Source organism: Streptomyces lancefieldiae (genome assembly GCF_031845825.1).
Classification (GTDB): Bacteria; Actinomycetota; Actinomycetes; order Streptomycetales; family Streptomycetaceae; genus Streptomyces; species Streptomyces lancefieldiae.
In genome coordinates this window covers 180344-194534 of record NZ_JAVRFH010000006.1, presented here as the reverse complement: position 1 = coordinate 194534, position 14191 = coordinate 180344, and the positions used below count along the sequence as shown (strand labels likewise).

Genomic DNA, 14191 nt, shown 5'->3' with positions numbered 1-14191 from the left:
AGCTCCCTCAGAACCCTCGGTCCCCTCAGCCGGCACTGCGCTCCGCCGCCTCGACCACGTTGACGAGCAGCTGGGCCCGGGTCATGGGGCCGACACCGCCGGGGTTCGGGGAGATCCAGGCCGCCACCTCGGCCACGTCCGGGTGGACGTCCCCCATGATCTTGCCCTCGGCGTTGCGCGAGACGCCGACGTCGAGGACGGCCGCGCCGGGCTTGACGTCCTCGGGACGCACCAGGTGCGGGGAGCCCGCCGCGGCGACGATGATGTCCGCGCGCTTGAGGTGGGCGGACAGGTCACGGGTGCCGGTGTGGCACTGGGTCACGGTGGCGTTCTCGCTGCGCCGGGTGAGCAGCAGCGGCATCGGGCGGCCGATGGTGACACCGCGGCCGACGACGACGACCTCGGCGCCCTTGATCTCCACGCCGTAGCGGCGCAGCAGGGTCAGGATGCCGTTGGGGGTGCAGGGCAGCGGCGCCGGCTCGTTCAGGACGAGGCGGCCGAGGTTCATCGGGTGCAGGCCGTCCGCGTCCTTGTCCGGGTCCATCAGTTCCAGGATGCGGTTCTCGTCGATGCCCTTGGGCAGCGGCAGCTGGACGATGTAGCCGGTGCAGGCCGGGTCCTCGTTCAACTCGCGGACGACCGCCTCGATCTCCTCCTGGGTCGCCGTGGCCGGCAGTTCGCGCTGGATGGAGGCGATGCCGACCTGGGCGCAGTCGCGGTGCTTGCCGGCGACGTACTTCTGACTGCCGGGGTCGTCGCCGACGAGGACGGTGCCGAGGCCGGGCGTGACGCCCTTCTCCTTCAGCGCCGCCACACGGGCGGCCAGTTCGGACTTGATCGCGGCTGCGGTGGCCTTGCCATCGAGAATCTGGGCGGTCATACCCCCATCCTCGCGGATGACCGGCCCCCTGTTCCAATCCGGCCACCATCCGGGCACCCCGTGATCAAGCGATGTTGCACTTGCACAACACCTCGCGGCCAGGGTGGACAAGTAAGAGACCGGTCAAGAACGATTGGGCTGCACAGTGCCGCGGGGCAGTACCGGGGGGACGAACCGCTTCGAACAGCTTCCTCCGAGTCGTGCCGCGCGTCGTCCCCGCACTTGACAGCGACGGAGGAAGTCCGCCATGAGTTTCGGCGACCCGAACAATCCCTACGGTGCGCCGCAGGGCCAGCAGCCGCCCCAGGGGCAGCCCGGCTACGGCTACCAGCAGCCGCAGGGCCACCCGGGGTACGGCTACCCCCAGGCGCCGCCCGTCCAGCAGCCGTACGGCGCCGCGCCCACCACGATGCCGGGCACCGTCAACACCGCCCGCGTCCTGCTCTGGGTGATCCTCGGCTTCCAGGTCATCGGCACGGCCCTGTTCGCCATCTCGGCCGTCGCCGTCGACAAGGCCAAGGACGACGCCGCGTTCGAGGAACTGGCCGACTATTCGACCGGCGTGCTGTGGGGCCTCATGGTCCTCGCGCTCGTCTGGGGCGTCTGGGCGGCGGTGCTGGCCGCGAAGTTCAACTCCGGTGGCAACGGCCTGCGCGTCACCGCCCTGGTGTTCGGCATCCTCACCGCGATCCTCGCCCTCTACCCGTTCACCGTGTTCGGCATCGTCCACCTGGTGTTCGGCATCCTGATCGCCGTGTTCGTCGGCAACTCCAAGGGCTCCGCCTGGTTCAAGCGCCCGCGATACTGAGGCGCTCGGAGCGCTTTCTCGCCAATTCACGTCACAGGGCCGTGTCTCACCCGAACGAGGGCAGACACGGCCCTGGTGCGTCGCCCTAGGCTGGCTCGGGTAGCCGTCAGGCACGGGGAGACACACCTTGTACAGCATCATCGTGGTACCTCCGCCGACCCCGGAGGACCAGCGCGAGAGCGCCGGTGACCGCGCCGGTACACCCGCCCAGCTCCGGCTCGGCCCCGGCGAACGGCTCGTCTTCGGGCGCTCCGCGCCGGGCAACGATCTGGTGATCGGGCACGACGGGGTCTCCCGCCGGGCCGGTGTGATCACCGCGTACGGCGCCTTCTGGATACTGAGCAACCTCTCCGCCCGCCAGACCTACGTCGTGGAGAACCCGGAGGGCGCGGGCGAGCACATCAAGGTGGCGCCGGGCCGGCTGGACGCGCCCGTGCCCTTCGAGTTCTCCAGGATCGTGCTGCCCGCGGCCGGTGACCTGCTGCCCATCGAGGTGTGGGCGCCCCGCCACGACTACCTGGCCGGTGCGGACGGGGCGGACGGCGAACCCACCGCGCCCGCCTTCTCCGTGGACCGCGGCAAGCGCTACTTCGCGGTGCTGGCCGCCCTGTGCGAGCCCCGGCTGCGCGGTGATCCGCACGCCCCGCTGCCCACCGTGGACCAGGTCGTCGAGCGGCTGCGCCCCAGCTGGGCCGCCGCGTCCCGCACGTCGGTGCAGTGGAACATCGACTACCTGGCCGTGAAGCTGCGGCTCAAACCCGGCCCGGACACCGCCGTGACGGGCCCCAGGCTCAACGGCAAGAAGGAGTCGCTGGTCTCCCTGGCCCTCCGCTTCGACCTGGTACGGGAGGACGACCTGGTGGTGCTGGCCGCGCCGCCGGAGCGGGCGGGCCGGGCCGGTGTGCCGGGCGGCCCGGACCGGGCGGACCGGTGACCGAGCCGTACGCCGTGCCGGTGCCCCGCGGCTACCGGGTCGGCGTCTGGGAGGTGCGGCGGCCCATCGCCACGGGCGCCTTCGGCAGCGTCTACGAGGCACGGCGCACCGGCGTCGGCGTCCTGCCGGACACGGCCGCCCTGAAGTTCCTGCCCACCGGCACCGGAACGCCGCGCCGGTTGGCGCACCTGCGTGAACTCGTCGAGCGGGAGGTGACGTTGCACCGACGGCTCCGCCGGCCCCGGCTGATCCGGATGTACGAGACCCTCATCGTCGACGACCCGGACCGCCCCGCGCTGGACGGCGCCACCGTCCTCGTCCTGGAAAAGGCCGAGGGCTCACTGGCCGCGCTGCTCGCCGTCGAACCCCGGCCCGCCGCCGGACCCGCGCTGCTCGCGCAGATCTGCGAGGGCCTGGCCCAACTGCACCGGGCCGGCTGGGTCCACGGTGACCTGAAACCGGCCAACGTGCTGCTGATGCGGGACGGTTCGGCGCGCCTGGCCGACTTCAACATGGCCGCCGAACTCGAGGGCACCCACGCCTACTCCCCCGCCTTCTCCACCCCCGACTACACCCCGCCCGAGCTGCTGTGGTCCGAGATCGGCGAACGGGGCCGCCGCATCCGCCCGTCCGCCGACGTCTGGGCCTTCGGTGTGCTCGCGCACGTGGCGCTCACCGGTTCCTTCCCGCTGCCCGGCGGCACCCCGACGGCCCGCCGGGACGCGGCCGTCGCCTTCGCCCGCGGCGCGGACGGGCTGTGCCTGTCCCCCGAACTCCCGTCCTCCTGGCGGGAGATCCTCCAGGACTGCCTGACCCGTACGCACGCCGACCGGATCGGTACCGAGGCCCTGCTGCGGCGGGTGGTGACCGCGGCCGGCACCGCCCGGCCGCCCCGCGTCCTGCGGCTGCGCGGGCGGAGAGGGCGGCACGTCCGCCGCACCCGGCTCCTCATGAGCGGCGTGCTCGCCACGACCGCCGTCGCGGCTCTCGGCTACGGCATCGGCGCCCTGGCGCACGACCCGCCCCGCACCGAAGCCGGCGCGACACTGCCGAAAGTCGTCGCCCCCGCCACCTACGGCGCCCCCGAACTCCGTACCGACCAGGGCGTTCCCCCCTCCTACCGGCCGCTGATCGTCGACGCCGCGCACGACTGCCCCCACCCGGACGTGACACCCGCCCTGGTCGCGGCCATGCTGAAGGCGGAGAGCGACTTCGATCCCAACCTGTCCGACCCGGCCAAGGACGAGTTCGGCATCGCCCGCTGGACCCCGCGCGTGCTGCGCTGGTGGATCCGGCCCGACGGACAGCCCGCGGCCACGATCCCCGAGCCGCCGTTCCCCGCCGCCGTGTCCATCCCGGCCATGGGGCGCTACCTGTGCTTCATCGCGCCCAACCTGAAACCCGGCCTGCCCGGGGACAAGCGGGTGCTGATCGCCGCCGCGTACCGGACGTCGTTCCGGAAAGTGAACGGCGCGAACGGAGTCCCCCCGAAGTACCGCGACTACTGCGCCCGTGTCGCCCACTACCTCAAGGAGTACACGCCACCGGGCCGGAAGTGACCCTGAGACTTCCGAGGTACCGGCGGCGCACCGCACTTGGCACGGTGGTACCACTCCGCTTCGGCGGTACGACCACCTTCGTCACATGGGGGAAACCTGTGAACGTGAAGAAGCCCGCCGCGCTGCTCGCCGCGGCCACCGCCCTGATCGCCGGCACCTCGGTCGGCACCTCGGTCGCGGCATCCGCCGCCGACCCGGCCGGCACCCGGGTGACCAGCCTCCAGCAGACGGCCGCCGAGGTCCTGGCCGGCCACCCGAAGCCCCTGCACGTCTCCGCCGACGCGGTCCGGTACGACGGCCTGACGCTCACCAACGCGCCCAAGGGCAAGGCCGCCCTCAAGGACCTCGACTGCGGATACGGCCACCTGTGCATGGTCGTCAAGGGCACCAAGTTCGACTTCTACAAGTGCCAGACGTGGACTGTCAACAACTGGACCGGTGACGGCCCGTTCACCAACAACCAGACGCCGGGCACAGTGGCCAAGTTCTTCAACCAGGACGGCAGCGTCCGCTGGACGTCCACCGCCTACCAGGCCGGCACGGCCACCTGGGACCCGATCTGGTCCCTGCGCCCCTGCTGACCTGAACCCGCCTGACGGCGGTGGCCTCCGGCCCCACCGGGGGGGAGGGCCGGAGGCCACCGCCGACAGCTCACGCGCGGTGAACGGTGCTCGATGCCCGGTGCTGCACACCGTGCTCGGTGCTCCACACTGTGATCCGTGATCCGTGATCAGTGATCCGTGATCAGTGGAAGAAGTGCCGCGTTCCCGTGAAGTACATCGTCACGCCGGCCTTCTGCGCCGCCTCGACCACCAGCTCGTCACGGACCGAGCCGCCAGGCTGGACCACGGCCTTCACGCCCGCCGCGGTGAGGATCTCCAGGCCGTCCGGGAAGGGGAAGAAGGCGTCGGAGGCGGCGTACGCCCCCTGCGCGCGCTCGGAGCCCGCACGCTCCACCGCGAGCTTCGCGGAGTCGACCCGGTTGACCTGACCCATGCCGACGCCGACCGAGGCGCCGCCCTTGGCGAGGAGGATCGCGTTGGACTTCACGGCGCGGCAGGCCTTCCAGGCGAAGGCCAGCTCGGCCAGCTCCGCCTCGGACAGGGCCTCGCCGGTCGCGAGCGTCCAGGTGGCCGGGTCGTCGCCCTCGGCCTGGAGGCGGTCGGTGACCTGGAGGAGGGCGCCGCCGTCGATGGGCTTGACCTCGACCGGGGCGGCGGGGGCCTCGGGGGCGCGCAGGACGCGGATGTTCTTCTTCTTGGTGAGGGCTTCGAGGGCGCCCTCCTCGTACTCCGGCGCGACGATGACCTCGGTGAAGATCTCGGCGACCTGCTCGGCCATCTCCTTGCTCACCGGGCGGTTCACGGCGATCACACCGCCGAACGCGGACAGCGGGTCACAGGCGTGCGCCTTGCGGTGCGCCTCGGCGACGTCCGCGCCGACCGCGATGCCGCACGGGTTGGCGTGCTTGATGATCGCGACGCAGGGCTCGGCGTGGTCGTACGCCGCACGGCGGGCGGCGTCCGTGTCCGTGTAGTTGTTGTACGACATCTCCTTGCCGTGCAGCTGCTCGGCCTCGGCCAGGCCACCGGCGTGGGAGGTGTAGAGGGCGGCGGGCTGGTGCGGGTTCTCGCCGTAGCGCAGGGTGTGCGCGCGGTCGTACGTGGCGCCGAGGAAGTCCGGGAACCGCGACTCGTCGACCGGCGCGTACTCGGAGGCGAACCAGGAGGCGACGGCGACGTCGTACGCGGCCGTGTGCTGGAAGGCCTCGGCGGCCAGGCGCTTGCGGGCGGCCAGGTCGAAGCCGCCGTCCTTCACGGCCGACAGGACGTCGGCGTACCGGGCCGGGCTGGTGACCACGGCGACGGACGGGTGGTTCTTGGCGGCGGCGCGCACCATGGACGGGCCGCCGATGTCGATCTGCTCGACGCACTCGTCGTGGGTGGCGCCCGAGGCGACGGTCTCGCGGAACGGGTAGAGGTTGACCACGACCAGGTCGAAGGGCTCGACGCCCAGCTCGCCGAGCTGCTGCCGGTGGCTGTCCAGACGCAGGTCGGCGAGGATGCCGGCGTGCACCTTCGGGTGCAGGGTCTTGACGCGGCCGTCCAGGCACTCGGGGAAGCCGGTGAGCTCCTCGACCTTGGTGACGGGGACACCGGCGGCGGAGATGCGGCCGGCCGTGGACCCGGTGGAGACGAGTTCGACGCCCGCCTCGTGGAGCCCGCGGGCGAGCTCCTCGAGCCCGGACTTGTCATAGACGCTGACGAGCGCGCGACGGATGGCCCGCTTGTTGCTCTCGGCGGTCACTGGATAACTACCTTTCGTCCCTCAATGCGATAGCCGTTGCGGGCGAGCCGCCCCACGACATCGACGAGCAGCCTTCGCTCGACTTCCTTGATGCGCTCGTGCAGAGCGCTCTCGTCGTCCTCGTCCCGGACCTCCACCACGCCCTGCGCGATGATCGGCCCGGTGTCGACGCCGTCGTCGACGAAGTGGACGGTGCAGCCCGTGACCCTGGCGCCGTACGCGAGCGCGTCCCGCACGCCGTGGGCTCCCGGGAAGCTGGGGAGGAGGGCGGGGTGGGTGTTGACGAACCGCCCCCCGAAGCGGGCCAGGAACTCCTTGCCCACGATCTTCATGAACCCGGCCGAGACGACGAGGTCGGGCTCGTGGGCAGCGACGGCCTCGGCGAGCGCCGCGTCCCACTCCTCACGGGTCCCGTAGTCCTTGACCTTTCGTACGAAGGTCGGCAGTCCGGCGCGCTCGGCACGCGCGAGCCCCTCGACGCCCTCGCGGTCGGCGCCGACGGCGACGATCTCGGCTCCGTAGGCCTCGACGCCGGTGGCGGCGATCTCGTCGAGGAGCGCCTGCAGATTGGTGCCGGATCCGGAGACCAGCACGACGAGGCGCTTGGCTCGCTGGGCCACGGGCTTGGCGGCCACGATGGGGGCCTTTCTCGGGGGAGCGGGTCTGCGGTCGACTCGCGCATTCGCGGGTTTGTACGGTCCTACGAATGCTTCGCGCCCCGGGATACGGGGAAGTCTACGAAGCGGCCGACCGTCAGCAACGATACCGGCACACCGGACGGCCCCCTCGGGACGGGGGCGCGGCCGGAAGGTAGCGTCTGCGTGGACCGGACCGGGAACGCGACCTGCGCCCCACGCGTTCACCAGACGTGTCGCCCAGTTCGTACTCTCCATTCCGTTGTCGCCAGTTCGTTATCGCCAAGGGGAAGACGCTCACTTGATGCCGGACCGCAACCTGCGACTGCTCACGCTCCCCCAGCAGTCGGTGCAGCCAGGGGGGCGCAGCGCCGTGTTGCTGCGGGAACGTCCCTCCTCGCCGCCCGACGCCGCCTCGGACCGGAAGAACGGCGGCGAGCAGGGCGGCGCACCCCAGGAGGACAACCCGTTCGCGCCGCCCGCCGAGGGCACGCCGGACCGCCCCTGGCAGCCGCGGCACCCGTCGGGCGACGACTCCCAGGGCTCACAGGGTGGTGGCGGGCGCTCTCCGTGGGGCGGCCAGTGGAGCGACCGGCAGCCCGGCCGTTCCCCGGGCAACTTCGGCGAGCGACCCGGCGGCTCCGGTCCCGAGGGCCCGGGCGGCGGCGGGGGCCCGCGCTGGGACCCGACGGACCCCGCCCAGCGGCGCGCCCGGTATGCCCTGCTGAGCGGCATGTGGGCCCTCTTCTTCGCGCTCTTCACCTGGCCGTACGTGGCCCTGCTGCTCGGCGCCCTGGCCCTGTACTGGGGCATCAGCGCGCTGCGCGCCAAGCCACGCGCCGCCACCGACCCGGACACCCCGGCTCCGCCGGCCGCACAGACCGGCCGCCCGCAGCGCACCGCCGCGATCAGCGGCCTGGTCACGTCCTCCCTGGCCATCGTCCTGGTCGCCGCCTCCTTCGGCGCCCAGCTGGTCTACAACGACTACTACACGTGCCAGAAGGACGCCCTGACCAACGAGGCGAAACAGTCCTGCGACCGCCTTCTGCCGGAACAACTGCGCGACCTGCTGGGAACCGAGGGCTGAGGCGGACTGAGGGCTGAGGAGGACTGAGGGGCTGAGGCGGACTGACGGCTGAGCCGGGCTGAGGTTTTCTGACGCCGGTCCGGGTCCGGGCATGGCGGCCCGCCCGGCATGGGGACGGGTCCGGAGGCGCTGGGGCGCGGCCCCCGGGGACGGGAAGGGAAGGGGCGGCGGGGGCGAAAAAGGGCCCCTGGGCGGTCGCCGACTCCCCTGCGGGGCCGCCCCACCACTCAGGACCCGCGGAGCGGCCCCGCAGGGGAGTCGGCCGGCGGAAGATCGCGCGGCGCACCGCCATCGCCGTCACCGTCCTCGTCGTACAGCCCGAACGGCACGGCATCCTCATCCCCCTGCGGATCCCCCACCACCACGCCCGCCCCCGCACCACCATCCCGTCCCCGCCAGCGCCCCGCCGAGGGCAACGGCGCCCTCGCCCACCGACGCACACCGGCGCCCTCCTCCCCCTCCTGCACCGCCGGGACCTGCGCGGTGATCCCCCGGCCCCGCCACGCCCGCGCCCCCACCGCCACCGGCACCGCCACCAGCCCGGTCCACACCAGCGTCGCGCCACCGGCCTGCCACCACACCGGCCCGAACCGGGCCAGCGCGGCGCCCCCGAGGGGTCCGCCCGCCAACGCGGCCAGCAGGGCGACGAGGACCCCGCACAGGCCGGCGGCCACGACGGCGGCGGCAACGGTCCGCCGCCACGACCACGCCTCGGCGGCCTCGCCACCCGCCGGAACCGCATCCGAGCACGCACCCGCCGTGGCCGCCACACCCGCCGGTACTGCCGCGCCCGCCGTGGCCGCCCGCGCCGTGAACCACCCCGTCACCACCCCCGCCGCCACCGGCACCACCCCGGCCATCCAGTGCAGCGGTGTGCCCTGGCCCGCGTCCGGCACCGCCGCCAGCAATGGGAACGGCGGCAGCAGCGGGGCGGGGTCGGAGGTGAGGGGGTCCACGACGTGCCCGGTGCCGACCATGAAGCCGGGGCCGAGGGCGTATGCCACCGCCCACACCGCCGCGTTCGGCACCAGCGCCAGGCAGAGCAGCAGCACGGCGAACCGGCCCGGCCATCCGTCGGCCAGTAGCACGAACGCCTCCCGGGCGGCGGCTCCGTGCCACACCAGCGACACCGCGAGCAGCAGCCCCCCGCCGCCCACGAGCACCGCCGCACCGGCGCCCGCGGCGCGCGTCGCGGCGCCCAGGCGCGCGTCCGGCTCCACGACCAGGTCCCGCACCGTGCGGGGCAGCACGCGCAGCGCCCGTCCCACCGGACCGCCCGGCCGGGCGAACGCCGTCCACACGCCCGTCCCCGCCGCGGCCATGGTGACCAGCGGCAGGCACATCACCACCCACCACCAGGAGGGCCGCAGCGTGCCGCCCGCCGCGTACAGCACGACGGGCGCGGCGACGGAGAGGTAGCCGACGACGACCCCGGCCCAGGCGTTGCGCGCCGAGACGGGCGGAGGTCCGGCGTCGCGGTCCCCGCCCCCGCCCAGGCGCGTCCCGGCGCCCGCCCGCGGGCCCGCTCCCACGGCCACGCCGACACCGTCCCCCGGGTCCGTGGCCTCCCGGGCCGCGCGGTGCAGCAACCACACCGGCAGCAGGAGCAGCAGCAGCGGGGTGACGCCCATGGGCGCGGGGACCCCGGAGAGCGTGTCGGCACGGACCAGTTCGACCCCGTGCGCCAGTACCCACAGCGCCGCGGCGACGTGCAGCGCGCCGCCAGGCCCGTTGTCGGGGTACGGCGAACTGATCCACAGCACCGTCACGAGCAGGGCGCACGAGGCGAGTCCCAGTCCCGCCGCGACCGCGCCGCCCAGGAGGCCGGCCGACAGCCCTGGTGACCGGTCGCGCCACCGGGCGCGCAGCAGGGACAACGGAGCTCGGCGGGCGGTCGTCAGCATCACGCCCGCCATGCTGCCAACGACACGCGCTCTACCGTCGTAACAGGCGAAGCACCGTTGTGTCGCCCAATATATTCTTATGTACCTTTTCGTACCCAGGGGCGCCCGGTGACGCGGCGCCCCGCGCCCCTGCTCCCTCCTCCCGAGGCACGCCGACACCTGCGCGAGACCGCGGCGTTGACGCCCGCTCAGCTCGCGGCGCGGATGGGTGTCGCCCCGGAGACGGTCCATGCGTGGGAGAGCGGCCGCACGACTCCGCGCGGCCGGGAAGGGGAGGCGTACGCCGAGCTGCTGCACACCCTGGCCGAGGAGGCGACCGCGCGGCGGGCGGAGGAGCCGGAGGCGGAGACAACGGCGGAGGCGGAGGCGGAGACAACGGCGGAGGCGGAGGCGGAGACAACGGCGGAGGCGGAGCCGCGACGCGAACCGGCGCCGGTGCCCGTCGTCGTGGCCGTTGGCACCCGACCGGTCGGCGTCTCGGACGTGGTCGCCGACAGCCTCGTACTGCCGGGGCGGGGGACGGCACGCGGACCGGACGCGTTGACGCCCGCTCAGGCCTTCGACGCGCTGTACGCGTTCGGTGCGCCCGCCCTCGTACGGCAGACCTATCTGCTGACCGGCCGTCGCGAGTCGGCGCGCGCGTCGGTGGAGCGGGCCTTCCAGCGCGCCTGGGAGCGCTGGCCCGAGGTAGCCCGTGACCGCGACCCGGTGGGCTGGGTGCGGGCGACGGCGTACGAGTACGCGCTCTCGCCCTGGCAACGGTTCCGCCTGCGCCACCGGCACCCGGAGCCGCCGCCCGCCGATCCCTCCCACCGCACCCTGCTGGAAGCCCTGCTCCGGCTCCCGCCACCGCACCGCCGCACCCTCCTGCTGTACGACGGTGTGGGCCTGGACCTGCCCGAGACGGCCGCGGAGACGGAGGCGAGCACACCGGCGGCGGCGAACCGGCTCCTGCGCGCCCGCGAGGCCGTCGCCGGTCGACTGCCCGAGCTGGCCGACCCACAGGTGCTGCACCGGCGGCTGGCGGAGCTGGCGTCGGCCGAGCGTCTGCGGGCGGCCGAGCCGCCGACGGTGCGGGCGTGCAGCGAACGCCGGACACGGTTCCTGACCCGGGCCGCGATCGCGTTCACGGTCGCCTTCATCGGGACGACGGCCCTGGCCCTGCGCACCGCGCCCACCTACTACGAACCGCCCGTGCCGCCGGGTGAGACGGTGCGCGGGGTGCCGCCCCGGGTCGCGCCGGGGGCGTTGTCGCACGAGCAGCTGAAGCTGCGGCAGAAGCTGCGGGACCAGTTGCAGAACGGCCCTGAGCGGCTGACACCGAGACCCGAATGACGGGCGGCACTCCCCGTGACCCCGGCGGGCCACGAAGGGCCACGAAGGGCCACAAAGGGCCAAAAGGCCGCGAAGCACGGCTAAGGGCCGCGAAGGCCAGGACGCCGAGTGGGCCCGTCCCCGGTCAGGGGGCGGGCCCACTCGGCGTGGCAAAGGCGCTCAGCCGACCGTGCTCAGCTGCCCAGGATGGCGCGGGCGAGCTTCGCCGTCTCGGTCGGCGTCTTGCCGACCTTGACGCCGGCGGCCTCCAGGGCCTCCTTCTTCGCCTGGGCGGTGCCGGACGAACCGGAGACGATGGCACCGGCGTGGCCCATGGTCTTGCCCTCGGGCGCGGTGAAGCCCGCGACGTAGCCCACGACCGGCTTGGTCACGTTCTTCGAGATGTACTCCGCCGCACGCTCCTCGGCGTCGCCGCCGATCTCGCCGATCATGACGATCAGGTCGGTCTCGGGGTCGGCCTCGAACGCGGCGAGCGCGTCGATGTGCGTGGTGCCGATGATCGGGTCGCCACCGATGCCGACGGCGGTCGAGAAGCCGATGTCACGCAGCTCGTACATCATCTGGTACGTCAGCGTGCCGGACTTCGAGACCAGACCGATGCGGCCCGGCTTGGTGATGTCGCCCGGGATGATGCCGACGTTGGACTGGCCCGGCGTGATGATGCCGGGGCAGTTCGGGCCGATGATGCGGGTCTTGTTGCCCTTCTTGCCGGCGTACGACCAGAAGGCGGCCGAGTCGTGCACGGCGATGCCCTCGGTGATCACGACGGCCAGCGGGATCTCGGCGTCGATGGCCTCGACGACGGCGTCCTTGGTGAACTTCTCCGGCACGAAGATGACGGAGACGTTGGCGCCGGTCTTCTCGATGGCCTCCTTGACGGTGCCGAAGACCGGTACCTCGTTGCCGTCGAAGTCCACGGACTGACCCGCCTTGCGCGGGTTGACGCCGCCCACGACGTTGGTGCCGTCGCCGAGCATGAGCTTGGTGTGCTTCATGCCGGTGGCGCCGGTCATGCCCTGGACGATGACCTTGCTGTCCTTGTTGAGCCAGATAGCCATGGTGTGTTGGTGTCCTCGTCCTGAGTGCTTACTTGGCGGCGTGGGCCAGCTCGGCGGCCTTGTCGGCCGCGCCGTCCATGGTGTCGACGCGCTGGACCAGCGGGTGGTTGGCGTCGGTGAGGATCTTGCGGCCCAGCTCGGCGTTGTTGCCGTCGAGGCGGACGACGAGCGGCTTCTCGACCTTCTCGCCGCGGTCCTCCAGGAGCTTCAGCGCCTGGACGATGCCGTTGGCGACCTCGTCGCAGGCGGTGATGCCGCCGAAGACGTTGACGAACACGGAGCGGACGTCCGGGTCGCCGAGGATGATCTCCAGGCCGTTCGCCATCACCTGGGCGGAGGCACCGCCACCGATGTCCAGGAAGTTGGCGGGCTTGACGTTGCCGTGCTTCTCGCCGGCGTACGCGACGACGTCCAGGGTGCTCATGACGAGACCCGCGCCGTTGCCGATGATGCCGACCTCACCGTCGAGCTTGACGTAGTTGAGGTTCTTCTCCTTGGCGGCGGCCTCGAGCGGGTTGGCCGCGGCCTTGTCGTGGAGAGCCTCGAAGTCGGGGTGACGGAACTCGGCGTTGTCGTCCAGCGACACCTTGCCGTCGAGGGCGATGACGTCGCCGGAGACGACCTTGGCCAGCGGGTTGACCTCGACCAGGAGGGCGTCCTCCTTGATGAAGGTGTCCCACAGCTTGACCAGGATGTCGGCGACCTTGTCGGCGACCTCGGCCGGGAACTTCGCGGCCTCGACGATCTCGCGGGCCTTCTCCGGCGTGACGCCGTCGATCGCGTCGATCGGGGTCTTGGCGACGGCCTCCGGACGGGTGGCCGCCACCTCCTCGATCTCCATGCCGCCCTCGACGGAGGCGATGGAGAGGAAGGTGCGGTTGGCACGGTCGAGGAGGAAGGAGACGTAGTACTCCTCGACGATCTCCGGGGCGGTCTCGGCGATCATCACCTTGTGGACCGTGTGGCCCTTGATGTCCATGCCGAGGATGTCCGTCGCCCGGGCGACGGCCTCGTCCGCGGAGGCGGCCAGCTTCACGCCGCCGGCCTTACCGCGACCACCGACCTTCACCTGCGCCTTGACGACGGACTTGCCGCCCAGACGCTCGGTGATCTCGCGCGCCGCCTCAGGCGTGTCGATGACTTCACCGGCCAGCACCGGTACATCGTGCTTGGCGAAGAGGTCCCTCGCCTGGTACTCGAACAGGTCCACGCGCTTCCGTCCCTATCAGTGATCTCGCGGTTCGTTGGATGCGTGGGCGTGCCGCGAAGGGCAACGTGACGTCCGCTGTGAGTCACAAGGGGGGCGCACACGGTGTCCGAGCGCGCGGCATGTCCGTCTCGCAGGTTATCGCCGCTTGCGGAGGGTCTCTAAATCGTGGGTCACACCTGAGCGGTGATGCCTGTCACATGATGCCGCGCTCACTGGCACGGCGTGCCGGGTGTGAGGGCTGAGCAGGGCGGCTGCGCAGCGCTGGTGCCGGGGGCGGGGTGAGGGCCGGGGGCGGGGGTGAGGGCCGGGGATGAGGGCCGGGAGTGGCGGCGTGCCTGTCCTGGACCAGCCGCACGCCGCCCGGCCGTCGTGCACAGCACGCGTCACGGACGACACACCGGGCGACGCGGCCATCGAGCAGCGCATCGATACGACGCGCGATCCACGCACGAGGCCCCGGATGTTGCGCAAGCC

At 72.5% G+C, this 14191-nt stretch carries 12 protein-coding genes; 6 read left to right on the top strand and 6 right to left on the bottom strand.

The window, feature by feature from the left end; translation table 11 throughout:
• Positions 1–25: 25 nt before the first annotated feature.
• The gene (locus RM812_RS08525; RefSeq protein WP_311571781.1) at positions 26–880 is read right to left on the bottom strand and encodes a bifunctional methylenetetrahydrofolate dehydrogenase/methenyltetrahydrofolate cyclohydrolase; all 855 of its coding nucleotides are present in this window, start codon (positions 878–880) and stop codon (positions 26–28) included.
• Positions 881–1127: 247 nt separating this feature from the next.
• Between RM812_RS08525 and RM812_RS08520 the strand changes: the two genes are divergently transcribed.
• The 4 genes from RM812_RS08520 to RM812_RS08505 all read left to right on the top strand — a co-directional run bounded on the left by RM812_RS08520 (position 1128) and on the right by RM812_RS08505 (position 4762).
• Positions 1128–1688: a hypothetical protein gene (locus RM812_RS08520; RefSeq protein ID WP_311571780.1), complete on the top strand. Its 561-nt coding sequence runs from the start codon at positions 1128–1130 to the stop codon at positions 1686–1688.
• Positions 1689–1815: 127 nt separating this feature from the next.
• Entirely contained in the window at positions 1816–2622 is an 807-nt protein-coding gene (locus RM812_RS08515; protein ID WP_311571779.1) for an FHA domain-containing protein, read from the top strand.
• Positions 2619–4181 (top strand): serine/threonine protein kinase, encoded by a 1563-nt coding sequence (locus RM812_RS08510; protein WP_311571778.1) that lies wholly within the window; start codon positions 2619–2621, stop codon positions 4179–4181. Before RM812_RS08515 ends, RM812_RS08510 begins: the two co-directional genes overlap by 4 nt.
• Before the next feature lie 104 nt (positions 4182–4285).
• The gene (locus tag RM812_RS08505) at positions 4286–4762 is read left to right on the top strand and encodes a hypothetical protein (protein ID WP_311571777.1); all 477 of its coding nucleotides are present in this window, start codon (positions 4286–4288) and stop codon (positions 4760–4762) included.
• Positions 4763–4925: 163 nt separating this feature from the next.
• On the opposite strand, the gene purH is transcribed toward RM812_RS08505, so the two are convergent.
• On the bottom strand, positions 4926–6488 hold the full coding sequence (purH, locus tag RM812_RS08500) for a bifunctional phosphoribosylaminoimidazolecarboxamide formyltransferase/IMP cyclohydrolase (protein WP_311571776.1): 1563 nt from the start codon (positions 6486–6488) through the stop codon (positions 4926–4928).
• On the bottom strand, positions 6485–7123 hold the full coding sequence (gene purN / locus RM812_RS08495; protein ID WP_311571775.1) for a phosphoribosylglycinamide formyltransferase: 639 nt from the start codon (positions 7121–7123) through the stop codon (positions 6485–6487). The genes purH and purN overlap by 4 nt, the downstream gene beginning before the upstream one ends.
• A gap of 304 nt (positions 7124–7427) precedes the next feature.
• Between purN and RM812_RS08490 the strand changes: the two genes are divergently transcribed.
• Complete coding sequence (locus tag RM812_RS08490; RefSeq protein ID WP_311571774.1) at positions 7428–8210, top strand: hypothetical protein; 783 nt, start codon at positions 7428–7430, stop codon at positions 8208–8210.
• Between the two features lie 227 nt (positions 8211–8437).
• Here RM812_RS08490 and RM812_RS08485 read toward each other — a convergent pair whose 3' ends face one another.
• On the bottom strand, positions 8438–10126 hold the full coding sequence (locus RM812_RS08485) for a cell division protein PerM (RefSeq protein WP_311571773.1): 1689 nt from the start codon (positions 10124–10126) through the stop codon (positions 8438–8440).
• A 96-nt stretch (positions 10127–10222) separates the two neighbouring features.
• On the opposite strand from RM812_RS08485, the gene RM812_RS08480 reads away from it, so the two are divergent.
• The gene (locus RM812_RS08480) at positions 10223–11449 is read left to right on the top strand and encodes a helix-turn-helix domain-containing protein (protein ID WP_311571772.1); all 1227 of its coding nucleotides are present in this window, start codon (positions 10223–10225) and stop codon (positions 11447–11449) included.
• A gap of 173 nt (positions 11450–11622) precedes the next feature.
• On the opposite strand, the gene sucD is transcribed toward RM812_RS08480, so the two are convergent.
• Both sucD and sucC read right to left on the bottom strand, forming a co-directional pair.
• Positions 11623–12507 (bottom strand): succinate--CoA ligase subunit alpha, encoded by an 885-nt coding sequence (sucD, locus tag RM812_RS08475; RefSeq protein ID WP_311571771.1) that lies wholly within the window; start codon positions 12505–12507, stop codon positions 11623–11625.
• A gap of 28 nt (positions 12508–12535) precedes the next feature.
• A complete protein-coding gene (sucC, locus tag RM812_RS08470; RefSeq protein ID WP_053135877.1) occupies positions 12536–13717 on the bottom strand; it encodes an ADP-forming succinate--CoA ligase subunit beta in 1182 nt (393 codons plus the stop codon).
• Positions 13718–14191 lie beyond the last annotated feature (474 nt).